15 protein-coding genes and 1 pseudogene are annotated in these 23,018 nt (G+C 71.8%); 6 read left to right on the forward strand and 10 right to left on the reverse strand.

Annotated features, from left to right (window positions below; translation table 11 throughout):
- Positions 1-48 precede the first annotated feature (48 nt).
- Both OV079_RS05655 and OV079_RS57325 read right to left on the reverse strand, forming a co-directional pair.
- The gene (locus OV079_RS05655) at positions 49-642 is read right to left on the reverse strand and encodes a gamma-glutamyltransferase (RefSeq protein ID WP_338089054.1); all 594 of its coding nucleotides are present in this window, start codon (positions 640-642) and stop codon (positions 49-51) included.
- A 112-nt stretch (positions 643-754) separates the two neighbouring features.
- Positions 755-1,552 (reverse strand): annotated as a pseudogene (locus OV079_RS57325) (gamma-glutamyltransferase); the annotation flags it as partial.
- A 194-nt stretch (positions 1,553-1,746) separates the two neighbouring features.
- Here OV079_RS57325 and mtnP point away from each other — a divergent pair.
- The 3 genes from mtnP (at position 1,747) to OV079_RS05675 (ending at position 5,213) form a co-directional block, all read left to right on the forward strand.
- On the forward strand, positions 1,747-2,631 hold the full coding sequence (gene mtnP / locus OV079_RS05665) for an S-methyl-5'-thioadenosine phosphorylase (protein WP_420829504.1): 885 nt from the start codon (positions 1,747-1,749) through the stop codon (positions 2,629-2,631).
- Positions 2,632-2,720: 89 nt separating this feature from the next.
- Positions 2,721-3,662, forward strand: coding sequence for a PfkB family carbohydrate kinase (locus tag OV079_RS05670; RefSeq protein ID WP_267766688.1), 942 nt, complete (start codon positions 2,721-2,723; stop codon positions 3,660-3,662).
- A 567-nt stretch (positions 3,663-4,229) separates the two neighbouring features.
- The gene (locus OV079_RS05675; protein ID WP_267766689.1) at positions 4,230-5,213 is read left to right on the forward strand and encodes a LysR family transcriptional regulator; all 984 of its coding nucleotides are present in this window, start codon (positions 4,230-4,232) and stop codon (positions 5,211-5,213) included.
- 59 nt (positions 5,214-5,272) lie between these two features.
- Here OV079_RS05675 and OV079_RS05680 read toward each other — a convergent pair whose 3' ends face one another.
- The 4 genes from OV079_RS05680 to OV079_RS05695 all read right to left on the reverse strand — a co-directional run bounded on the left by OV079_RS05680 (position 5,273) and on the right by OV079_RS05695 (position 11,613).
- Complete coding sequence (locus OV079_RS05680; protein ID WP_267766690.1) at positions 5,273-6,403, reverse strand: zinc metalloprotease; 1,131 nt, start codon at positions 6,401-6,403, stop codon at positions 5,273-5,275.
- Positions 6,400-8,229 (reverse strand): HEAT repeat domain-containing protein, encoded by a 1,830-nt coding sequence (locus tag OV079_RS05685; protein WP_267766691.1) that lies wholly within the window; start codon positions 8,227-8,229, stop codon positions 6,400-6,402. Before OV079_RS05685 ends, OV079_RS05680 begins: the two co-directional genes overlap by 4 nt.
- A 5-nt stretch (positions 8,230-8,234) precedes the next feature.
- On the reverse strand, positions 8,235-10,211 hold the full coding sequence (locus tag OV079_RS05690; RefSeq protein WP_267766692.1) for a hypothetical protein: 1,977 nt from the start codon (positions 10,209-10,211) through the stop codon (positions 8,235-8,237).
- A 370-nt stretch (positions 10,212-10,581) separates the two neighbouring features.
- The gene (locus OV079_RS05695) at positions 10,582-11,613 is read right to left on the reverse strand and encodes a LysR family transcriptional regulator (RefSeq protein ID WP_267766693.1); all 1,032 of its coding nucleotides are present in this window, start codon (positions 11,611-11,613) and stop codon (positions 10,582-10,584) included.
- Positions 11,614-11,680: 67 nt separating this feature from the next.
- Between OV079_RS05695 and OV079_RS05700 the strand changes: the two genes are divergently transcribed.
- The 3 genes from OV079_RS05700 to OV079_RS05710 all read left to right on the forward strand — a co-directional run bounded on the left by OV079_RS05700 (position 11,681) and on the right by OV079_RS05710 (position 18,420).
- A complete protein-coding gene (locus tag OV079_RS05700) occupies positions 11,681-12,154 on the forward strand; it encodes an SgcJ/EcaC family oxidoreductase (RefSeq protein ID WP_267766694.1) in 474 nt (157 codons plus the stop codon).
- Positions 12,155-12,331: 177 nt separating this feature from the next.
- Positions 12,332-18,025, forward strand: coding sequence for an ATP-binding sensor histidine kinase (locus OV079_RS05705; protein ID WP_267766695.1), 5,694 nt, complete (start codon positions 12,332-12,334; stop codon positions 18,023-18,025).
- Complete coding sequence (locus OV079_RS05710; RefSeq protein ID WP_267766696.1) at positions 17,974-18,420, forward strand: response regulator; 447 nt, start codon at positions 17,974-17,976, stop codon at positions 18,418-18,420. The genes OV079_RS05705 and OV079_RS05710 overlap by 52 nt, the downstream gene beginning before the upstream one ends.
- Before the next feature lie 52 nt (positions 18,421-18,472).
- Here the strand turns inward: OV079_RS05710 and OV079_RS05715 are convergent, their stop codons facing one another.
- From OV079_RS05715 to OV079_RS05730, 4 genes are all read right to left on the reverse strand, one after another.
- Positions 18,473-19,978: an NHL repeat-containing protein gene (locus OV079_RS05715; protein ID WP_267766698.1), complete on the reverse strand. Its 1,506-nt coding sequence runs from the start codon at positions 19,976-19,978 to the stop codon at positions 18,473-18,475.
- A gap of 269 nt (positions 19,979-20,247) precedes the next feature.
- Positions 20,248-21,414 (reverse strand): WD40 repeat domain-containing protein, encoded by a 1,167-nt coding sequence (locus OV079_RS05720; RefSeq protein ID WP_267766699.1) that lies wholly within the window; start codon positions 21,412-21,414, stop codon positions 20,248-20,250.
- Positions 21,411-21,779 (reverse strand): hypothetical protein, encoded by a 369-nt coding sequence (locus OV079_RS05725; RefSeq protein ID WP_267766700.1) that lies wholly within the window; start codon positions 21,777-21,779, stop codon positions 21,411-21,413. The genes OV079_RS05720 and OV079_RS05725 overlap by 4 nt, the downstream gene beginning before the upstream one ends.
- A 378-nt stretch (positions 21,780-22,157) precedes the next feature.
- Positions 22,158-22,904: a hypothetical protein gene (locus OV079_RS05730; RefSeq protein WP_267766702.1), complete on the reverse strand. Its 747-nt coding sequence runs from the start codon at positions 22,902-22,904 to the stop codon at positions 22,158-22,160.
- Between the last annotated feature and the right edge of the window lie 114 nt (positions 22,905-23,018).

Here is a 23,018-nt window from a genome sequence, read left to right on the forward strand (position 1 = left end):
TGCGCTTACGGGCATGTCCCGGGCGACATGCGGCAGCGGCCGCGCCGCTCACTCGCCGCCGAGGCAGACGCCGTCGCGGCGGGGGTCGCCGAAGCCCGACAGGCGGCCGTCCTTGGCGCGCTGGACGGTGTGGACGCCGCCGAAGAACATGTTGAGGCCGGGCCAGGCGGTGGTGCGGTCGAACAGGCCGGCGAGGAGCTCGGCGGCGGCCGGGGAGAGGCCGGCCTCGAAGCTGACGTGGTCGTCCTCGACGTGGATCCGCGGGGCCGCGATCGCCGCGGGCAGGGGCAGGCCGAAGTCGAGGACGTTGGAGACGACCTGGAGGACGGCGGTGCGGATCCGCTTCGAGCCGCCGCTGCCGCACACGAGCAGGCTGCCGTCGTCGCCGACGATCGCCGTCGGCGACATCATCGACGCCAGGCGCTGATCGAGCGGCCAGGCGTGCGGGCCCGGCGGGTTCACGTCGTCCTCGCCGAGCATGTTGTTGAGCATCATGCCGGTGCCGGGGACGATCTCGCCGCAGCCCTCGCCGTTGCTGACGGTGGCCGAGGCGGCGTTGCCGGCGGCGTCGATGACGCTGACGTGGGTGGTGCCGCGGCTGCGCAGCGGGCCGGCCAGCGCCGCGGCGTGGGCGGCCAGCAGGTCGCCGCCGAGCCAGGTCGCCTCGACGCCCTCGCGCGGCGGGCCGGCGGTCGCGCGCGCGCACCGTCTCGGCCTGGACGCGGGCCAGCAGGGCCGCGTGCTCGGCTGTCTGAAAGCCCATGTCTTTCAGGGCATGTCCGGAGAGCAAGGCGAGGGCGAAGGCGATCATCAGCCCGCCGGCGGCCGGCGGCGGGTTGGTGAGCAGGGTGGCGTCGCGGTAGCGCAGGCGCAGCGGGGCGCGGGCGTTCACGCGGTAGGCGGCGAGGTCGTCGGCGGTGATGTGGCCGCCGGCCTCGCGGCTCTGGCGGACGATCGCGGCGGCGACGTCGCCGCGGTAGAACAGGTCCTCGCCCTCGCGCGCGAGCTGCTCGAGCATGTCCCCGAGGACAGGATTGACGAGGCGCCCGCCGGCCTTGACCGGCGTCGGCGCGCCGCCCTCGACGGCCGCGGGGTCGCCGAAGATCGCGCGGGCGGCCGGCAGCTCGAGGTAGATCGGCGCCACCAGCGTCATGAGGTAGGCCATGAACGGCGACACGGCGATGCCGTCGCGGGCGGCCTGCACCGCGGGGGCGGCGATGACGGGCATCGGCAGGCGCGCGAGCTCGCGGTGGACGGCGAACATGCCGGCGACGAGGCCCGGCGTGGCGGCGCAGCCGACCCCGATGTGGAACGCCTGCTGCGCGGTGCCCCAGTCGGTGATCACCTCGCGCGCGTTGGCCTCGGCCTGCGGCCGGCGCACCCGCGGCGTGTGTACGAAGGCGTCGTAGAGCCGCGGCTCGCCGCCGGCTGGGAGCGCGAGGATGAAGCCGCCGCCGCCGGGCGAGGCGAGCACCGGCTCGGCGACACACGCGGCCATCAGCGCGGCGAGCACGGCGTCGAACGCGTTGCCCCCGGCCGCGAGCGCGTGCATGGCGGCCGCTGCGGTGACGGGGTGACCGGCGGCGACGCAGCCGCGGCGGTCGTGATGGAACTCGGGTGGCGTGACCGCTGTGTATCGTGCGTGAGGGGTCGCGCGCAACGGCGCTTGGCGCGTCGGGGGGCCGCCGGTATCCTCGCCGCCGATGTCGACCCCGCATCCTGCTTCGCCCGAGGCCCAGTGATCGTCTGGTGCTGGGAGTCGTCGGCGGCTCGGGGCTGTACGAGATCGAGGGGCTCGAAGAGGTCGAGCAGGTCGCGCTCGAGACGCCCTTCGGACGACCGTCCGACGCCTACACGGTGGGGCTCCTGCCGCGCGCGGACGGGCTGCCGCCGGTGCGCGCGGTGTTCCTGCCGCGGCACGGACGCGGACACGTGCTGCTGCCGTCGGAGATCAACTTCCGCGCCAACGTGCACGGCTTCAAGCAGCTCGGCGTGACCCACCTGCTCAGCGTGTCGGCGGTCGGCTCGCTGCGCGAGGACATCGCGCCCGGCGACGTCGTCATGCCCGATCAATTCATCGACCGCACCGCGGGCCGCGCCCAGACCTTCTTCGGCGGCGGGCTGGTGGCGCACGTGCAGATGGGCGACCCGGTCGACGCCGGGCTGTCGCGCCGCGTCGCCGGCGCGGCCGAGGCCGAGGGCGCCCGCGTCCACGTCGGCGGCACGTGCGTGGTGATGGAAGGCCCGGCGTTCTCGACCCGCGCCGAGTCCAACCTGTACCGCTCGTGGGGCGCGCACGTGATCGGCATGACCGCGCTGCCCGAGGCCAAGCTCGCCCGCGAGGCCGAGATCGCCTACGCCCTGGTGGCGCTGGCCACCGACTACGACTGCTGGCACCAGAGCGAGGGCGAGGTCAGCGTCGAGGCCGTGATCGCGGTGCTAGGGGCCAACGTGGCGCTGTCGCGCCGCCTCATCGCCCGCGTGGCCGCCGGCCTGCCGGTGTCGACCGCGGAGCTGCCGTACCCGCGCGCGCTGCAGCACGCGCTCATCACCGATCCCACGCGCATCCCGGCGGAGACGCGCAAGCGCCTCGAGCTGATCGCGGGGCACCTGCTGCAGGCGCCGGAGTGAGATGTCCCAGAGGACATGTGCCAGTGCGCATGTCCGTCGATGCCTGTCCTTTCAGGCATGTTTGAACGAACAGCAACGAAGAGAGAGCCATGACCGTCAGTAAGCCCCACCTCGTCGTCGTCGGCAGCGTCGCCATCGACTGGATCATCACGCCCCGCGCCGAGCGGCCCGAGAGCGTCGGCGGATCGGCGACCTTCTTCGCGATGGCGGCGTCGTACCTGTCCCAGGTGCGGCTGGTCGGCGTGGTCGGGCGCGACTTCCCCGACTACGCGGTGGCCGACCTCAAGGCGGCGGGCGTCGACACGTCCGGCCTCGAGATCGTGCAGGACGGGCTGACCTTCCGCTGGAAGGGCCAGTACCACGAGAACATGAACGACCGGACGACGCTCGAGACGCACCTCAACGTGTTCGAGAAGTTCCAGCCGCGCCTGCCGGACGAGTTCCGCGGCAGCGAGTTCCTGTTCCTGGCCAACATCCAGCCGCGCCTGCAGAGCGACGTGTTCGCGCAGATGCAGCGGCCCCGCCTGGTCGGCCTCGACACGATGAACCTGTGGATCTCGATCGCCAACGACGACCTCAAGGCGGTGCTGAAGAACGTGGACGTGCTGACCCTCAACGACGAGGAGGCCCGCCAGCTCAGCGGCGAGCACAACATCGTGAAGGCGGCCCGCGCGGTCCGGGCCCTCGGACCCCGCAACGTGGTGATCAAGCGCGGCGAGTACGGGGCGCTGCTGTTCGACGCGGACGGCGAGGTGTTCTCGGCGCCGGCGCTGCCGCTCGAAGAGGTGGTCGACCCGACGGGCGCCGGCGACAGCTTCGCGGGCGGCTTCATGGGCTACCTGGCCCGCCCAGGCGTGGAGACCAGCGGGGCCTCGCTGCGCACGGCCATGATCTACGGGTCGGTGATGGCTTCGTTCTGCGTCGAGGGGTTCTCGTACGACCGGCTGAAGGGGCTCGATGCGGCGACGATCCAGAAGCGCTTCGAGACGTTCGCTTCGCTGACGAACTTCGCTCGGGCCTCGTTGACCTGAGCTGTCTTTCGAGACAGAGGCGCAGAGGCTTCGCTAATTGCCGACTGCGCCTCGCGGGGGGTCCGGGGAAGGTCCGTCCGCGAGTTAACCGACAGGATGGACGCTCGTTCCTCGCGCCCATCCTGTCTCTAATTCGCGGCCGGCCCTTCCCCGGACCCCTGGCACGGCTGCAGCCGTGAGGAGCCGCCGCGCCGAACCCGGCTCCATTCGGGAGCGGGGCCGAGAGGCGCTCGTCGGCGTCGATGCGACGGCCAGGGCTGGCCGTCGCATCGACGCTTCTCGCGGGCTTTCGGCGCGGCTCGCTTCGTTGGTGGGTGCGCGAGCGAGGGGCCAGCGGCACGGTGGGCGAGTTCGAACCGACCGCGGCGCCGATCGTCACAGTGGTGACCGGTCGTCGACGAGGAGCATGCATCGCTCAGGTGACCATGGTTAATTTCGACGCGGTGAGAGCGAGCGAGTTACGCGCTGATCGGGTGAATCTCCTGTAGGAAATCGACGCAGCAGAGTCGGCATTCGGAAGGGTAGACGCAGGACCTACGACCTCGGGCGCCTGAGACGCACTGTGTTGTGGGGACGCGGCGCCGCGCGTATCGTCACTCGAGCGATGGACATCACCCAGCTGCGCTACTTCGCGAGGTCGCCCGGCTCGGCAGCATGAGCGCCGCGGCGCGGGCGCTCAAGGTCAGCCAGCCCACGCTGAGCGTCGCGGTGCGCCAGCTCGAGGAGTCGCTGGGAGCGACGCTGTTGCTGCGCCACCGCGGCGGGGTCAGCTTGACTGCTGGGGGCGCCGAACTGCTGCGGCACGCGGAAGAGGTGTTCGCCGCGCTCGAACGGGCGACGGCGGCGGTCGCCGGGCTCGAACGCGACCTCGTCGGCAGCTACGTGCTTGGTTGTAACGAGTCGCTCGGAGCCTACTTTCTGCCGCGGTTCTTGCCGGGCTTCCTGCGCGAGGCCCCGCAGATCGCTCTGACGCTGCACAACGCGAACAGCGACGACGTCCTGCGCGCCGTCGTCGAGCGCGAGATCCCCTTCGGGCTGGTCGTCAACCCGACGTCGCACCCGGACCTGGTGATCCTGCGGCTATGCCGCGACGCCGTCGATCTCTTCGTCGCCGCGCCCCCCGACGCGCCCGTCCCCGCGGGGGCGGCGCTGTACGGGCCTGCCGGCTGCTTCACCGCCGACCTCGCTGTCGCCGCGGCGCTGCTGCGCGACCGCCCGCTGATCGTCGCGGGGCGGGTCCATCAGTGCACCTGGCTGATAGACCAGCTCGCCGAGCACGACATGGTGCCGCGGCGACTGTTGTCCTGCGGCGACTTCGAGCTCGTCAAGTCGCTGGCGCTCGCGGGCGTCGGCCCGGCGATCTTGCCGCGCCGGATCGCCGCCTACCACCACGAGGGTCGGCTGCGCCGGCTGCACGCGGAGCTGCCGATCTTCCCCGACGACATCTCGCTGATCTACCGCGCCGACATGCCGAAGACCCGCGCCGCGATGTTCATCAAGGACGCGCTGGTCCGCTGCGGGCAGCAGATGCCGGACGTCGGCGTGCCGTGACGAACGATCCTGTGTCTCTTCGGACATGTTCCTACGTTCATGGTGAAAGTCTCTGAAGCTCAGCGCGGGCCCTCCGCCGCGCGGACCGCAGGGTGCGTACGCATCACGCGGCCCTGCGACGGGCTGAACCCGAGCGAACCGGCCAGCTCGGTGCGGGGATTCATGATGTTGTCTGCGTCGGTGTCATCGAGCGGATCGGCGAGGCCGTCCGCCTCGACCGCGTGGTAGAGCCCGAGGTAGTGCCCGAGCTCGTGCGCGAGCACGCGAGCCTGGGCGCCCAGGGGTATGTCGACTGGGCCGGCGCCTTCCGCGAAACAGTCGAGGCCCGGCATGAACACGCCGTCGGCAGGGCCGGCGCCGCCGGGGATCCTCGGCGTGAATCCGTTGACCGCGCGGGGCGGTCCGAAGACCGGGTCGTCGTAGAGCAGGCACCCGCCGAAGACGACATCGACGGTCGTCTCGTCCTTGGGCGGAGCACCCGCGAACGCCGCCGCCAGCTCGGAGACGTCGCCGGCGTGGAAGCGGAGCGTCGCGGGGATTTCTTCGAGTTCGCGTGACTCGACGAGCCGCGGGGCGACGCCGCTCGCGGCGAGCTCCTGCTCGAGCAACGCGATCAACTCCCGTTGGCGGTCGTCGTCGCCGAACAGGATCGAGCTGTCCGCGACGTGGAAGCGCAGATCGATCGTCGCCCGCTCCGGCACCACCTCGACCGGCTGCGCGTCGATCCGCAGCGGCGGGCGATCGTCCGGCGTGGAGAGCGGCGTGAGGGTCTGACAGTCGACGCGGGCGAAGCGGAGCGAGGCGCCGGTGTCCGGCGCGAAGCGGCCGGACTCGACGGGGAGGACGAACACGCCGGCCTCGACGGCGACCGAGGTGCGCAGCTCGCAGTCGCGGCAGAACGACCCCGCGCTGCGGCCGTCGATCACCGTCCGCCCCGCGCCGTCGACCGCCCCGCTGAGCTGGAAGCACACGCCGGGCGCGGTCGTGATGCGCAGCGCGAGGGCGGCGAGGGGCGCCTGCGCGGCGATCGTCACGCGACCGCTCTCGCCGTCGCCCTCGAACTGCGTGGCGCCGACCTCGAGCCAGGCCGACGCGAGCGCGCCGTCCTCGTCGACGGCGAGGTCCGCCTCGGCGCACCCGGCGAGCAGCGCCGCCAGCGTGACCTTCGCTAGTTCGACGGGCCGGCTCATCGCAGCTCCGAGGCGGGCACGAAGGCGCCGATCTGCTGCACCAGCCGCGCATGGGTCTCCTCGCGCACGTGGGCCGCGAGCAGGCTGCGCGCCTCGGGTCGGGTGCGCGAGGCGGACCCGAGCCAGGCGATGATCGCCGACCGCTCCGTGATCGACGTGCTGGCCGCGAGCTTGTCCGACATCAGCGCGACCGCGTCGCCCGTGGGAGGCCCGCGCAGGGCCTTCACGATCGCGGCGCCGACGGCCGGGTCGGTCTCCTCGCGGAGGCGGTCCAGGAGACGCGGGCCGGACTCGGCCGGATCGAGGCGACCGAGCGCCTCGACCGCGTGCTGCCGCGTCGTCGCGCTGTCGGCGTCGGCGTGCGTAGCGAGCACGTCGACGAACGCAGCGTCGCCGCTGTTGCCCATCGCGTCGAGGACGAGGTGGGTCTGCTCCGTGCCCGCGGCGCTCGCCAGCTCGCCCGTGAGCGAGTCTTGGACGTAGGTGCGGAGCTCGTCGTCGCCGCTGCGCCGGGCCATGCTGCCGAGGCCGAGCAAGCTGACGTTGGCGACCATCGGGTCGGCCTCGCTCCTCGCCTGCGCGAGGAGCAGCTCGGCCGTGCTCCGCGTGGGCTCGCCGATGTCCGCCAGCGCCGAAGCGGCCCGGGCGCGATCGACGGCGCGGAGGCGCGGGTCCACGAGGGCGTCCGTCAGCGCGTCGCGGGCGGCCTCGGTGCCCGACAGCTCGAGCGCGAGGAACAGCGCCGGGTGGACCGCCTCGTCGAGGTCGCCGGCTCGCAGCGCGGCGATCAGGGGGCTCGCTGCCTCGGGGTGAGCCTTCAGCCACGCCGCCAGCGAGCGCGCCGCGGCGTAGCTCGCCTCCTCGGCCCCGCCGAGGCGAGAAAGGAAGGCCTGCAGCGCCTCCTCGTAGGAGAGCCGCGCGACACGCTCGTCGACGCGGACGTCGCGTTCGGCCGCGAGCGCGAAGGCGTCGCCGAAGTCGACCTCGTCCGCGTTCAGGGCGCGCACGGCGACGAAACGCCCGTCGTCGCGAGTCAGATGGAACTGCTGCAGCAGGTCGGCCTCGACCTCGCCCTGCACGAGGATCTGCACCCGCTCGAGGCCGGACGACGTCGTCAGCCAGTGCGGGCGCTCGCGGTCGAAGCTCGCGGTCGCCTCCGAGCCGACCATCACCACCGACACGCCGAACGTCGCGGCGCCCGTCTGCCCCTCGTACGCGGCCTTGCGCCGCTTGACGCGGACCGCCGGGCCGCGCGCGGCGGATGCCATCGCATAGCTCGCCTCGAACGCGCCGATGCCGTCCGACTGCGCCGCGCTCCAGCGCTTCGCGCCCTGCTTCGCCGGCAGCACGAACTCGTGGGTCAGCAGCGTCGACTGGACGAGTTGACGCCGGCGCGGGTCCCAGTCGCGCGCGAAGCCGAAGCCGACGAAGCGGCACGACGCGTCGACGTCGACGAAGAAGGGGTCGGTGAGCCGCCCCTCGACGCGCTCCTCCGGCAGGGTCAGCTCCTGGCTCTGCGACACGTCGGTGAGCGCGGCGCGGAGCCGCCAGCGATCGGCCGCGAGCTGCGCGTCGACCTGCCAGCTCAGCGTGGCCCGAAGGTGGTCCTCCTCCTCGTCGCGGACGTCTCGGACCGTGGACTCGAGCGTGAACGCGGCCGTCTCGCCGGGGCTGAAGCGGCAGCGCGGGGCGGCCGAGGCCGCGGCCGAAGCCGCGGTCTCTCGGGTCGGTGTGCGGGGCTCGGTCGCCCGCAGCAGGCCGAGCGCGATCACCACGATCGAGCCCGCTGCGAGCGACAGCTTGAGGGAGCGGCCGGCCGTCGCCATGGCGCTCACTGCAGCTCCTCGGAGGCGTCCATCGCCAGGCTCAGGAGCCGCGTCGTGATCTCCGGCGAGGAGAAGCTGAAGAGGTGGACCTTCAGCGACTTGGCGAAGCGACGGAAGCCGACCTTGCCGACGATCGAGACGTCGCCGGACAGCGGCCGGAACGACATGTCCCAGGTCGCGCTGCCGCGGACCAGCAGCCGCTCTTCGTCGGTGAGCCCGAAGCCGAGCGTCGTGTCGAGCGGGAACCGGGTGGTGGCGAAGCGGAGGTCGGCCGCCACGCCCGCCTTCACCAGCTTCAGGTCGATGCCGCCCTCGATCTCGCCGGTCAGGCCGAAGTTCGGGGTGGTCACGCGGGTCAGCCGGCCGCAGGCGGCGAAGCTCTCGGCCGAGTTCAACAGCTCCTGGCAGGTGGCGTCGTCGGTCAGCGCCTCGAGGGTGTCCTCGACCTCGATGCCGATGGTGCCGCCGACGCCGATCTTGAAGCCGACGCGCACCGGACCGAAGCCGAAGCCGAGGTTGCCGATCGTGAAGGACTTGGCGGCGCTGAAGTCCTCGCTGTTGACGATCGTCGTCTCCTGCCGCTCGAGGCCGTAGAGGCGCTGGCCGAAGGCGTCGACGCCGATCTCGTAGGCGTTCTTGGTCGGGTCGACGGCGAGGGTGGCGGTGCCGAAGGCGCGCGCCAGCGTCAGGTCGAACTTGGCCCCGAGATTTCCATGGAGCGCGACCTCACCCTCGATCCGGCTCGACGCGCCGCTCAGGTCGAGGCGGTTCTGCGTCGACATCGTGCTGTCGATGCCGATCCGGTCGTTGCCGAGCGTGCGCTCGAACTCCTTGTCGAAGCTCAGCGACGAGGCGCCCGAGGCCGGCGCGGTCTCGTGGACCAGCACCACCTCCAGCTCGCGGCAGTCGTCGACCGAACCCTCGCCGCGGTTGCCGTCCTGGGGGAACTCGGCGTTGAAGCAGCCGCGGACGACGAAGTCGCTCTGGTCCTCCCAGATGCCGCCCGCCGACACGGCCGCGAGCGCCTCGTCCGCGAGGAACAGCTCGTGCACGACGTCGTTGGCGGTGCCCGGCACGACCCGGTCGATGAGGGCCTCGGCGATCGTGTTGGCCGGGTCGGCAGGGTCGCGGATGGTGAGGGACAGCCGCGTGGTGCTGTCGGCCGCCGACTCGATCGTGTAGGACACGACCGCCTTGCCGGGCAGCGCGGAGAGAGCGGCCAGCCCGGCGGGGTCGAGGCCGAATTGCAGGTCCTCGACGATCGAGGGGACAGCCTCGACGAGCGACGGAGGGATCAGCGCCGGATCGACGGCGGAGGTGTAGGGGTCGCGTCCGTTGACGACGAAGCGCGACTGGACCACGAGGCTGGGCTCGAGGTCGGCGGGCCCGTCGACGCCGATGTTCTCGGTCGGCCGGTACGGCACGACGGCCACCGACGAGGTCGCGCTGAGCGCGTAGCGGACGTCGATCAGTGTCCCGCCACCCTCGCTGGGAGTCGGTTGCAGGTCGATGGCGTGGACGCAGCCGAGCTTCGGGTCGGCGCCGTCCAGCGAGGCGCGGCAGCGCTGGTTGAGCTCGTCGCCGCGGTGCGCCTCGGTCAGCACGACGCTCGGGGCGTCGATGTCCGACTCGAGCTCGCTCGCGAGCTCCTCACCGCCGTTGAAGTCGACCTGGAGGTTCACCGGGGCGCCCTTCGCCGCGAGCGCGGCGCACAGCGAGGTCGGCCAGATGAAGCCCTCGACGATCTGCTCCTTCCCGTCGCCGGTCACCTCGACGTCGATCGCGCTCGAGCTGCACGCGAGCGGTTTCTCCGGGTCGCTCGGCTCGGCCTCGACGAAGGAGAAGGTGACGGCGACGTTGCGGGTGACGGGGTTCGCCGGGTCGGCGGCGTCTGCGGTGATGCCGAAGGTGATGGGGACCCGATTGTTGACATAGACCGGCTGCGAGAGGTCATAGCGGACGTCGAGGTGCGTCAATCGCACCTGAACCGCGGCGGGGATGCACTGTCCGTCGCGTTCGACGCTCCCCTCCTCACAAACGGCGGTGCCCTCCTGACAGGCGGCCGCGAACAAAGAAAAGGCAATGAGAGATGGTGTACGAAAATGCATACGATTGTCCGGTGCAAGGCTGAGGGTGAAAAAGAGCCCGTGCGCGACCGCGATCGGCGCGCACCCATTGGAGGCGTCTTGCCCGTGTCATCGCCCTACCTGGCGCCGGTCGGTTATAGCCGCGGCGCCACACCGAGTCTCATAGGCCGCATGTATGGCTGCCATAGCGAGCTGCACCGCCGCCGGGCCGCTCCGCAGGCGGAGATTCGGGCGCGACGGCCGCGGAGCGCTGCATCCGGCCGATTCACGCGCACGGCGACGAAGGCAAAGATCGGCAAATCCTCATGACCCCTCTCGGGCGCGACCCGGAAGACATGTCCCTTGGGACATGCCGTATCAGGCGCGCGCGAGGCGGCGGGGGCCGCAGGGCGGCGACGACGAGGGCGCGGAAGAACTGCGCGCCGGGGTCGGCGTCGGTGCGCGCGTGCCAGTGCAGGGCGAGCGGGAAGTCGACGATCTCGAGCGGGGCGGCGACGGTGCGCAGGGGTAGGCGACGGCTGACCTCGGCGGCGAAGCGGCGCGGGAGGCCGGTCATCCAGTCGGTGCGCGAGACGGCGACGGCGGCGGCCATGAAGTGCGGGACGGTGAGGACGACGCGGCGGCGCAGGCCGGCGCGGGCGAGGTTGTCGCGGGCGACGCGGTGGCCGTGGCCGCCCTCGCCGAGGATCTGCACGCCGACGTAGGGGGTGGCCTCGAAGCCGGCGCGGTCGAGGCGGCGGCCGACCTTGCGGTTGTCGCGGCGGACGACGAGGACGCCCTGTTCGCTGTAGAGCGGGGTCTGGCGCAGGCCGGGCGCAGTGACGGCGGCGGGGGCGAGGGCGAGGTCGACGAGGCCGGCGGCGAGGCCGTCGCTGGCGAGCAGCCGCTCGACGGTGATGACCTGCAAGGAGGCGCGCGGGAGCTGGCGCTCGAAGCGGGCGACGATCCGCGGCAGGTCGGAGACCTCCTGGTTGTCGGTGAGGGCGATGGAGAAGCGGCGGGTGGTGGTGGCAGGGTCGAACTCGCGGCCGGCGGCGAGGGCAGCCCGCAGCTCGTGCAGGCCGGCGGCGATCCGCGGCTGCAGCTGGAGCGCCACCGGGGTCGGCGCCAGGCCGCGGCCGCGGCGGACCACGAGTGGGTCGCCGACGACCTCGCGCAGCCGCGCGAGGGCGTTCGAGACCGCCGACTGGGTGACGTGCAGACGTCGCGCCGCCGCGGTCGCGCTGCCCTCGGTGAGCACCGCGTCGAGGACGAGGAACAGGTTGAGGTCGATCGCCGCGAGGTCCACGAGTATCACCGCTGGTGATGGATGAGATGAGGAAGTATCACTGGTCGTCATCGCCGGCCAGGGCTACTCCGATCGCATGCAAACCGAGGAGGCGGAGATCCGTGGGCATGTGCTGGCGACCTTCGAGGTGTGGAGCCGCGGCGACGCGCGGGCCTTCGCGGCCCTGTTCGCGCCGGAGGTCGATTACGTGACGTTCGACGGCGGGCTGGCGCGCGGGCGGGCGGAGGTCGAGCGGGCCCACGCGGCGCTGTTCGCGACGGTGCTGCGCGGGACGAGCCTGCGCGGGGAGGTCACCGACGTGCGCACGATCGGCGAGGACGCGGCGGTGGCCCACGCGATCGGCGGGGCGGTGTGGCCGTGGCAGCGCGGGATCCCGGCCGACCGGCTGTCCCGGCAGACCTACGTGCTGGTCCGCGCCGGCGAGGGCTGGACGATCACCGCGTTTCACAACACGCGCGTGCGGCCGCTGCCGCGGCCGGAATCGCTCGCGTTCAAGCTGTTCGCGTGGTTCGTGCGGCTGCGGCTGCGGCTGCGCGGGGCGATCGGGTGAGGCGAGCATCCGCGCGCAGGAGGCCGCGGGCGGGCCGCCCGCAAGCGAGGGCGGGGGAGGTTCGGCGCAGCACGCGGACGGGCGAGAGGGCGCTTCGACGCGCGCGTCGCCGAGCCGGGCCGAGGGGCGCCGGCGGGCCCGGTGGTTTTCCCCGGCGGGCTACGCCACGGTATTTGCATGGGCGACGCAGGGACAGCGGACCCGGCGAAGTACCGCACCACCGGACTGCTCAGTCAGAGCGCGGGCGCGGGCATCTATCGCGCGGTCCGGCTGGAGGACAACTGCGCGGTCGTCATCAAGACGCTCGACCCACGGCTGCGCCCGGCGCGGGAGCTCGAGCGGTTGCGGGCGGAGTACGAGCTGGGGCGGTCGCTCGACCTCCCGGGGACGGTCAAGCCGATCGCGCTGGACACGTACCGCGGCATGCCGGCGCTGGTGCTCGAGCACTTCGAGGGGACGTTCCTCGAGCAGCTGCTCACGGGGACGCCGCTGCCGCTCGAGCGCTTCCTGACGCTGGCGATCGGCATCGCCGGGGCGGTCGAGGAGCTCCACCGAAGCGACGTGGTCCACAAGGACCTCAAGCCCGACAACATCGTGGTCGACCCGGTCCGCGGCGAGGTCAAGCTGGCCAACCTCGGCGTGGCGTCGCCGCAGCAGCGCGAGTCCGGGCTCGCGCCCACCGCGGGGATCCTGACCGGATCGCTGCCGTACATGTCGCCGGAGCAGACCGGGCGGATGAACCGCCCGCTCGACTTTCGCAGCGACCTCTACTCGCTGGGCGTGACGTTCTACCGCATGCTGACCGGACGCCTCCCGTTCCGCGCCAGCGACCCGCTGGAATGGATCCACTGCCACGTGGCGCGCCGCGTCACGCCGCCGTCGGCGCTGCGCCCGTCGGTGCCGGAGGTGGTGTCGGCGATCGTGGTGAAGCTGCTGGCCAAGGTCGCGGAGGACCGCTACCAGAGCGCGCGGGGGCTCCGCCGCGATCTCGAGCGGTGCCTGGCGGCATGGCGCGCGCGCGGGCAGATCGAGCCGTTCCCGCTCGGCGAGGAGGACCTGGCGGAGCGGCCCCGCGTGCCGCTGCAGCTGTACGGGCGCGAGCGCGAGCTGGCGGCGCTGCGCGGCGCGTTCGAGGCGATGGTCGAGACCGGGGCGCCGGGGGTCGTGCGCGTGTCCGGCTATTCCGGGGTGGGCAAGTCGTCCCTGGTCCACAAGCTGCAGCGACCGATCGTCCAGGCCCACGGGTTCTTCCTCTCGGGCAAGTTCGATCAATACCAGCGCGGGATCCCCTACGCGACGATCTCGCAGGCCTTCCGCGCGCTCGTCCGCGACATCCTCGCCGAGCCGGAGGAGCGGGTCACCGAGTGGCGCGGGCGCTTGACGGCGGCGCTCGGCCTGAACGCGCGGCTCATCGTCGACATCATCCCCGAGCTGGCGCTCGTGATCGGCGAGCAGCCGCCGGTGCCCGAGCTGTCGGGGTCGGACGCGCAGAGCCGGTTCCACCTGGTCTTTCGCCAATTCCTCGGGGTGTTCGCGGCGCGTGAGCACCCGGTGGCGCTGTTCCTCGACGACCTGCAATGGGTCGATCCGGCCAGTCTGGCGCTGCTCTCCCACCTGATCACGCACCCCGACATCCACTATTTCCTGTGGATCTGCGCGTACCGGGACAACGAGGTGAGCGCGGCGCATCCGTTGATGACGGCGCTCGCCCGGGTGCGCGCGGCGAACGTCGCGATGTGCGACATCTTCCTCACGCCGCTGTCCGAGGAGCACCTCGCGTCGCTCGTCACGGCCACGTTCGGCGGGCGTGTCCGCGACGCGGCGGCGCTCGCTCGCCTGATCCACGGCAAGACCGACGGCAACCCGTTCTTCGCGCTGCAGTTCTTGAACATGCTGCATCAGGAGGGGCTCATCGCGCTCGACCTGTCGACCGGGACGTGGGCGGGGGACATCCCGCGGATCCAGGCCAAGACGACGACGATCAACGTGGCCGAGCTGATGGTGCAGACGCTGCAGCGCCTGTCGCCGGGGGCGCGCGAGGCCCTCGAGCTGGCCGCGTGCCTCGGCGGGACCTCCGAGCTCGGCCTGCTCGCGGCGCTCGCCGACCGGCCGGAAGAGGAGGTGCGGCGCGACCTGGCGGCGGCGGTCCAGGCAGGGCTGGTGCTGCGCGACGGCGACGCCTACAAGTTCGCCCACGACCGCGTGCAGGAGGCGGCGTTCAGCCTGATCCCTGCGGCGGAGCGAGCCGCCGTCCACCTGCGGATCGGGCGGGCGCTGCTGGCTCGTCTGGGGCGCGAGGAGCTCGAGGCGCAGCTGTTCGAGGTCGCCGGTCATTTCGAAGAGGCCGCGCACCTGCTCGAAAGGACAGACGAGAAGGTCCGCGTCGCCGCGCTCCACCTGGCGGCCGGGCGTAAGGCCCAGGCGTCGACGGCCTACGACGCGGCCGTGCGCTACCACGCGGCCGGGAGCGCGCTGCTCGGCCCCGAGGCGTGGGACGAGCAGCACTCGCTGGCCTTCTCGCTGGGCTTCGCGCAGGCCGAGTGTGAATATTTGCGGTGCCGATTCGACGCGTCGGTGTCGCAGTTCGCGGCGCTGTTCGAGCGCGCGCGGACCCGCCGCGAGCGGGCGGAGATCCGGCGGGTCGAGGTCGATCTGTTCACCAGCCGACAGGAGCTGCACACGGCGGTCGAGCGCGGGATCGAGGGCCTGCGCTGGCTCGGCGTGGAGGTGTCGGCCCACCCGACGCGCGCGCAGGTGCACCGCGAGCTGCAGACGATCCAGGACGCGCTCGGCGAGCGGCAGATCGAAGACCTCGTCGACCTGCCGCCGCTCGTCGACCCCGACATGCGCGCGGCGCTGGGGATCCTCGCGGTGCTGTTCGCGCCGGCGCTCAACACCGACCCCGAGCTGCCGTCCCTCTGCTATTGCCGCATGGTCGAGATCAGCCTGCGCCACGGCAACGGCGAGGCCTCGGCGCTGGGCTACGCGTACTTCGGGATGGTGCTCGGCCCGTCGTTCGGCCGCTATCGCGAGGGCTACCAATTCGGCAAGCTCGGGTACGACCTGGCGGAGCGGCTCGGGCTGGTGGCCTATCGCGCCAAGCTGCATTTCATCTTCGGCGACTGCGTCTGCTCGTGGACGCAGCACCTGCAGGGCGCGCTGCGCTACCTCGAGAGCGCGTTCCAGGCGGCGCTCCAGTCCGGCGACCTCACGTTCGCCTGCTACTGCTGCAATCATTACGTGGTCGACCTGCTGGTCCTCGGCGAGCCGCTCGAGCAGGTCGAGCGCGAGACGGAGCGCCGGCTGGAATTCACGCGCAACGCCGACTTCGCCGGCTCGTCGCAGGTGCTGATCGGGATCCAGCGGCTGGTCCGCCACCTCCTCGGGCGGACGCGCAGCCGCGCGAGCTTCCGCGACGACGCGGCGTACGAGGCGGAGGTGAATGCGTCGCCGTGGACGGTGGTGAAGTGCTGGTACTTCATCATGAAGCTGCAGGGCCTGTTCATCAGCGGCGATTACGCAGCGGCGCTGGCGGCCGGCGACGCGGCGGCGCCGCTGCTCTGGTGCTCGCTGGCGCATATCCAGGAGCCCGAGTACTGGTATTATTACGCGCTGGCGCTGGCGGCCCACGTGTCGTCCGCCGCGCCGGTGCGGCAGCGCGAGGCGCTCGTGGTGCTGGCGCGCCACGAGGCGAAGCTGGCGGAGTGGGCGGCCTCGTGCCCGCAGAACTTCGGCCACAAGCACGCGCTGGTCTCGGCCGAGATCGCCCGCCTGGAGGGCCGCGAGCGCGACGCGCTGCAATGCTACGACCGCGCGATCAGGGGGGCGCGCGAGCACGGCTTCGTGCAAAACCAGGCGATCGCCGACGAGCTGCTGGCCCGCTTCTACCGCGACCGCGGGCTCGAGATGCTGGCCGAGACGCACCTGCACGCGGCCCGCGCCTGCTACGTGAAGTGGGAGGCGCACGCCAAGGTCCGCCAGCTCGACGAGCAGGAGGAGGGCCTGTCCGACGGGCGGCCGGACGGCTGCGAGGCCAGCGACACGTTCACCGCGGAGCACGTCGATCTGCTGGCGGTGACCAAGGCGTCGCAGTCGATCTCGAGCGAGATCGTGCAGGAGAAGCTGCTGCGACGCTTGCTCAGCGTGGTGCTCGAGCAGAGCGGGGCCCGCACCGCGCACCTCATCGGGGTCCGGACCGGCGAGCTGACGCTCGAGGCCAGCGCCACGCTCGACGAGTCGGGGATGCACGCCGACCTGCGCCGACGCGGCCCCGAGGAGCTAGCGAGGCTGGTGCCGGCGTCGATCGTGCAATACGTGCAGCGCACCGGCGAGCGCGTGCTCCTCGACGACGCGCGCGCCGACCCGGGTCGGTTCGGCCTCGACGAGTACGTCGCGCAGGTCCAGCCGCGCTCGCTCCTGTGCTTCCCGATCCGCCGCCGCGGCACGGTGCAGGACGTCCTCTACCTCGAGAACAGCCTGGTCCCGAGCGCGTTCCGCAGCGAGCACTTGACGGTGCTCGAGCTGCTGGCCGCGCAGGCGGCCATCTCGCTCGAGAACGCGACGCTGCTGACGCAGGAGCAGGCGGCGCGGCAGGCGGCCGAGGCGGACCACCGGCGCGCGGCGTTCCTCGGCGACGCGAGCAAGCTGCTCGGCGAGTCGCTCGACTACGAGGAGGTGCTGCACCGTCTGGCCGACCTGTGCGTGGGCTCGTTCGCCGACTGGTGCGCGATCGATGTCGTCGAGGGCCAGGAGATCCGCCGCCGCACGTCGGCGCCGAGCAGCCCGGCGCAGGCGGCGGTGCTCGAGGAGATCCGGGCTCGCTATCCGCCGCGCCTGGACTCACCGCACCCGTCGTCGACGGCGATCCGCGCCGGCGCGCCGCTCCTCGTCGAGATGACCGAGGAGAACCTCGCGCGCTACTGCGTCGACGAGGGGCACGCCCGGCTGCTGCGCGAGCTCGGGGTCAGGACGGCGATCGTGGCGCCGCTGCCGACCGGGTCGCGGATCCTCGGCGCCATCACTCTCGGCTCGGGGCGGCCGGACTTTCACTACGCGGCCGCCGACCTCGATCTCTTGGTGGAGCTCGCCCGCCGCGCGGCCATGGCGATCGACAACGCCCGGCTCTACCGCCAGGCCCAGGCCGCGCTGCGGCTGCGCGACGAGTTCCTGTCGGTCGCGTCGCACGAGCTGCGCACGCCGATGACGTCGCTGACCCTCGCGCTGCAGACGATCGTCAAGCCGACCCCGACCGGCAAGCCGCTCGATCCGCAGATCACGAGCAAGCTGCTCGACCTGGCGATCCGTCAGTCTGGGCGGATGAACCGCCTGATCGGCGACCTCCTCGACGTGTCGCGCATCGAGACCTGGCAGCTCGCGCTGTCGCTCGGCGAGGTCGAGCTGAGCGGCCTCGTGCGCGAGGTCCTGGCCCGGTTCCAGCCCGATCTGGCCCGGGCCGGCAGCTCGGCGACGATCGAGGCCCCGGCGCCGGTGGTCGGACGCTGGGACCGTTCGCGCCTCGAGCAGGTCGTCTCCAACATCCTCTCGAACGCGGCCAAGTTCGGGGCCGGGGCGCCGATCGAGATCACGGTGAGGCGCCTGGGCGACGTGGCGCGGTTGACGATCCGCGACCACGGGCTCGGCATCGACCCGGACCGTTTGCCGAAGATCTTCGACCGCTTCGAGCGCGGCGTGTCGGCGCAGAACTACGGCGGGCTGGGGCTGGGCCTCTACATCGCCCGCAAGATCGTCGAGGGCCACTGTGGTACGATCCGCGCCACGAGCACGCCGGGCGAGGGGACGACGTTCATCGTCGAACTGCCGTGCTGCGCGAGCACGCCGCCGACGGCGACGGGCGGAGGTCCACGGTCATGACGGTCGAGAAGAAGGAGGCGGGCGGGCTGGTGCTCGTGGTCGACGACGACCCGGACGTCTGCGAGACGCTGCAGACGGTCCTCGAGGTGTCGGGCTATCGCGTCGCCGCGGCGGGCAACGGCGAGGAGGCCCTGAAGACGCTGCGCAGCGGGGTTCGTCCGTGTCTGGTCTTGCTCGACCTGATGATGCCGGTGATGAACGGGCAGGAGTTCCGCGCCCGGCAACGCGAGGACCCGGCGATCGCCGGGGTCCCGGTGGTGGTGGTCTCGGGCGATCACCGCGTGGCCGAGAAGGCGGTCGAGATGGGCCTGGAAGGGCTGAGCAAGCCGATCGACATCGACGACCTGCTGCAGCTCGTGGGCCGGTTCTGCGGGCCGCCGGCTTGTACGTGCTGACGCCCACGCGCCCCGGCCGATGCGTCGAAGCGTCCGCGAGCGGGCGCCCGCGTCACTGCGGGAGGACGAGCTTGAGGCCCTGGCCCGTCATGTCCGAGTAGGTGTACGGATTGACGAGGCCGGTGACGACGAGCTTGATCTCGTAGGTGTCGGGGTCGACCTTGTAGGCCTTGTTGGCCTTGTCGACGACCCATACGTAGCCCTCGTTGTCGATGCTGACGCCCCACGGCGAGCCGCAGTCGGGCAATGTGATGTTCTGGTTGGTCCAGGTCTTGGTGTCGCCGTCGAGCTCGATGAGGCGGCACGGGCCGTTGGCGGCGCCCCACACCCGATTCTCGTCGTCGACGGCGATGCCGAGCGCGCCGCCGCCGTTGTTGCCGCCGTTGCCCATGCCCTGCCACTGCTTGGCGACCGGATCGTAGAAATACATGTGGTCGGTGCCCGAGAAGCTGCCGACCCACATGTTGCCGTTCTGGTCGACGCCCATGCCGTACTTGTACTGGCCGGGGGAGAGGCCGAGCTCCTCGATCTCGAGGGTGGTCGCGTCGATGCGGATCGAGACCTCGTTGTCGTAGCCGATGACGAACAGGTCGCCGGCGGAGTTGACGGCGCCGCCGTAGGGGCCGAACGTGTTGGTGGTCCAGCCGGGGCGCTGGACGTCGTCGAGGATCGCGCCGGTGTCGCCCTCGAGGCGCGCGAAGTGAGCGACGCCGTTCACGTCCTTGTAGCCGACCCACAGCCGCGGGACCGGGGTCTCGCAGGTGACGGGGTCCTGGGCCACGCCCTCCCACGCGGTCGGGCGCGCGCCGCCGTAATAACCGTCGGCCAGCGGCAGCGTGGTGTGCCACAGCACGCATTCGTCTTGACCCCACGGGCGAATGTCGCCAGGGCCGGTCGAGGTGTCGATCACGCCGTTGGCGTTCTTGTCGACGCACTTCTCCGGCAATGCCATGACCTTGGTGACGCTGCCCGGGTTGCGGTTGCTGACCGCGACGTCGCCGAACTGGTTGACGGAGGTGCGCGACGGCTCGCCGCTGCCCGGCACCGGGTTGGTGTAATAGCGGCCCTCCTCGACGCCCGTCATCGTGTTGATTTTGGAGACGGTGCCCTGGGTGGTGTTGGCGATCCAGATGTAATCGAAGGTGACGGGCTGATCGTCGGGCGGACAGACCGGCGGACCGCCCATGTCGAGCTTCATGCCGCCCGTGGTGGTGGTCGTGGCGGTGGTGGCGGTGCCGTCGGTATCGGTGAGCGTGACGCCCTCGGTGGTGGTCGCGGTGGTCGTGCCGGTGGGCGTGGTCGTGGTGGGCGCGGTCGTCGTGGTGCCCTGCGTCTCGCCCTGCGTGCCGGTGCCGGTGGGTACGTCGCCCGAGGTCTCGGTCGCGGTGCCGGTGCCGGTGCCGGTCATCGTCCCGGCGGTACCGGTCGGGCTGGTGCCCTGGGTGGCGCTGCCGTCGCTCGTCGTGCTGCCGCCGGCGTCGCCGCATCCGTGGATCGCCGCGAGGGTGGCGAGGGTAACTGCGGTGGATCTCCAGCGAAGACGAGGCGAACTACGCATCGCTCGATGAGAGCAGAAACCCTCGATCGAGACAAGCGCGAGAGCGCTCGCAAGGCCCGTGGAGGGCCCCGGCAGGGGTTTGCGGGCGCTGGTGAGACATGGGTCGGGGAAGTGCGCGGGGAAGCATCGGCGCTTCCCGTGCGCGAGACCGCGAGCGCGCCGGGACGCGTCGTCGGTGACGGCGACGAGAGCCGGACGCGGTCGCGCTCGAGAGGATGGTGCGAAGACGGGTCGGCACGTCGCGTGCGCCGCCTGCCTCGCCGCACGGATCAGCGCGGCGGGAACGGGAGGGTCCAGATGCCCGGCCTGGACGCCTCGAGGTCGAGGTACAGGAGCCCGACGCCCTCGACGAGCGCCGCCTCGCCTGTCCTTTCGACCAGGAGCTCGTAATCACCGGTGTCGGGGTCGACCAGCGCATACTCGAACTCGTGCTCGATCTCGTCGTCGCTGATGTCGAGGCGCGAGAGGAGGCGGCCGTCCTCCAGGACGAGCCACTCGTCGCCCAGGCGCGGGATGACGGTGGTGGCCTCGCCCGAGGCCAGATCGACGGCGATTCGCCGCATGCTGCCGTCGGCGTTCGGGCGCTCGTAGTGCACGCGACCGCTGTCGTGGCTCAGGCGGAACCGCCAGTCCGGCTCGGGGCCGCGGTAGACCTCGACCATCGCGCCAGTCAGCGCGTTCCACACGGCGATCACGTGGTCCTCGGGATCGGGCACGACGAGCGCGAATCCGGGGTAACTCCCCTGAATGAAGGTCGAGGTGCCGACGTGGTCCGGGATCGCGAGGGGCTCGAGGGTGTCGAGGCGGTAGGCCTCGACGAAGCGAGAGTCGAGGCCACGGAGCGCGAACACCGTGGTGTCCGGGCCGGCCGCCACGCGCCAAAGGCCGGCGCCGGTCGTCGGACCGCGGCCCCAGGATTCGGCCGCGAAGTCGTTGACGGTGACCTCGCGCTCCTCGCCGGTCTCGAGGTCGCGGATGCGCACGGGCTCGGACGTGTCGTCGCCCATGACCTGGTAGAGCAGGTGGAGGTGGCCGTCCGCGGTCCACACCGATTCGATGTAGCGGGCGCCGTCGAGGACGTGCGCGGCCTCGCCGGTCTCGCGGTCGAAGGTGTCGACGCTGCCGTCGTCGCCGAGCATGAAGGCGAGGTTCTCGGCCTGGTAGTAACGGACGATGTCGTCGCCGATGAGCACGGTCGGCGTGTCGGGTTCGCCGCTGTGGAAGTAGTAGCGCGAGCGCCCGCCGCCGAGCCCCGCCACCCCGTCGACCACCACGGGGTCCGGATCTCTGGCGGTGACGGTGAATCCGTACATCATGCCGAAGTCACCGCCGCGGAACGACACCGACATCAGGGAGCCCTCGCTCGCCTGGGGCGGGGCGAATTCACCGGCTCGCCGGACCTCGTCGCGGCCGGGGACCTCGAGGCGATCGATCACGTCCAGCGTGTTATCCCCGAATCGATAGAGCACCGGGCCTTGCTCGGATTGATCACCGAATAGGAGGTGAACGAGGGGCTCTTCTCGGCGACGAACTCGGGGGCGCCGCCGCAGAGCGGGACGAGGTCGAACCGGCCTTTTTTCCCCGCCTGATCGAAGGAGTAGAGCAGGTGATTCTCGGTGACCCACATATTGACGCCGGAGGACGGCTCGTCCGGATCCCAACCGGCGGGGAGAGGCACGAGGAGGGACGGCTGGTCGAGCGCGCAACCATCCTCGGGCTGGTCCTCGAGCGGGCGATCGCCGCACGCGGAGAGGAAGAGGGTCGATACGGCGAATACGGCGGACAGGCTTCGAGTTCGCATGAAGTGGGGCCCGACAGGGCTGCTCAAGCCTGGATCGACGGCGCAGGGTGTTCAAGGGCGGACCGGCGGTCGCGTGCAGACGCCCGGTGGCGGCGTGCTGGGAGCGGGACGGAGACCGGCAGGGTGGCCCCATCGGCGCGCGCTGGCGGCCTCGCGGGTGGGGCACCAGGGCGCACTCGCAGGCCGGGGTCGGATTGCCACGGCGAGGTCGCCACCTCCCCTCAGGACGCGAGGTCCGCCTCGCTGCGAGGCGCGCTGTTCCTCACCCGCCTGGCACGAACGCGCTCGGATGATTCGGAGCGCGGGCCGGAGATGTCCGCGGGAACATGTCACTCGAATGATTCGGAGCGCGCGGACGGGGATGTCCGCGGGGATATGTCACTCGCGGCGGCCGTGCCAGATCGAGCGGTCGCCGACCTGGTACTGGCCGCACACGGCGAACTCGAGCGCGCCGGCCGGGGCGGGCTGGTAGGTCGGGGATTCGACGTAGATCGCGGACGGGGCGGCGAAGCCGGGGCCGGGGCTGGTGACGTCGACGATCTCGGCGCTCGCCCAGTCGACCGGCCCGCCGCGTCGGGTCGGCGCTCGCAGCATCTGGACGCCCTGGCCGCTGGCGCTGCCGCGGACGAGCCACAGGCGGTCGTCTGCGGGCCGGAGGAAGCGAGCGCGGTAGGTGTCCGGGAACACGTGCAGCGGGGCGGTGTGCCCGGCCCAGCCGGCGCCGGCGGGGCGGTGATAGTAGGCGACGACGCCGTCGAAGTAGGCGAGCACGTGGGTGTCGCCGGCGCCGTCGTAAAACAGGTCGGCGCCGCTGCGGACCTGCGCGGCGGGGTCGGGTGGCTCGAGGGACATAAACGTCGGGACCTGTCCCAAGGTGACGTCGGCGACCACCGCGGCGTAGGTGCCGTCAGGGTACTGGCCGGTGAAGGTCTGGCCGACCAGCGCCAGCTGGCCGCCGGGCGTGGCCATGGCGTGGACGTAGCCGAGGTCGTTGGCGCCGCCGAGGTCGACCTCGACCGGGCCGTTCCAGCCGCCGCCGAAGTTGTAGGTGTAGACCCAGCGACCGGGGCCGCCGCCCTCGCCGACGACGGTAAACCACGCGACGCGGGCGCCGGGGCCGAGCACCGCGGCGCCGACGTATTCGAGGCGGGCGGGGTGGTGTAGACCTGGCCGCTGACGAGCACCGCGTTGCAGGCGTGCACCGACGGATCGGCGGTGTCGAGGTAGCACTCCTCGAGG

It is taken from the genome of Nannocystis pusilla, from assembly GCF_026626665.1.
In the GTDB taxonomy this organism is placed as follows: Bacteria; Myxococcota_A; Polyangia; order Nannocystales; family Nannocystaceae; genus Nannocystis; species Nannocystis pusilla.

Excerpts from the sequence above, each read along its gene's own strand:
- OV079_RS05680 (WP_267766690.1), bottom strand. The coding sequence starts at position 6,403 with ATGAGCCGGCCCGTCGAACTAGCGAAGGTCACGCTGGCGGCGCTGCTC.
- OV079_RS05715 (WP_267766698.1), bottom strand. The coding sequence starts at position 19,978 with ATGCGTAGTTCGCCTCGTCTTCGCTGGAGATCCACCGCAGTTACCCTC.
- OV079_RS05685 (WP_267766691.1), bottom strand. The coding sequence starts at position 8,229 with ATGGCGACGGCCGGCCGCTCCCTCAAGCTGTCGCTCGCAGCGGGCTCG.
- OV079_RS05670 (WP_267766688.1), top strand. The coding sequence starts at position 2,721 with ATGACCGTCAGTAAGCCCCACCTCGTCGTCGTCGGCAGCGTCGCCATC.
- OV079_RS05700 (WP_267766694.1), top strand. The coding sequence starts at position 11,681 with ATGCAAACCGAGGAGGCGGAGATCCGTGGGCATGTGCTGGCGACCTTC.
- OV079_RS05725 (WP_267766700.1), bottom strand. The coding sequence starts at position 21,779 with ATGCGAACTCGAAGCCTGTCCGCCGTATTCGCCGTATCGACCCTCTTC.
- OV079_RS05705 (WP_267766695.1), top strand. The coding sequence starts at position 12,332 with ATGGGCGACGCAGGGACAGCGGACCCGGCGAAGTACCGCACCACCGGA.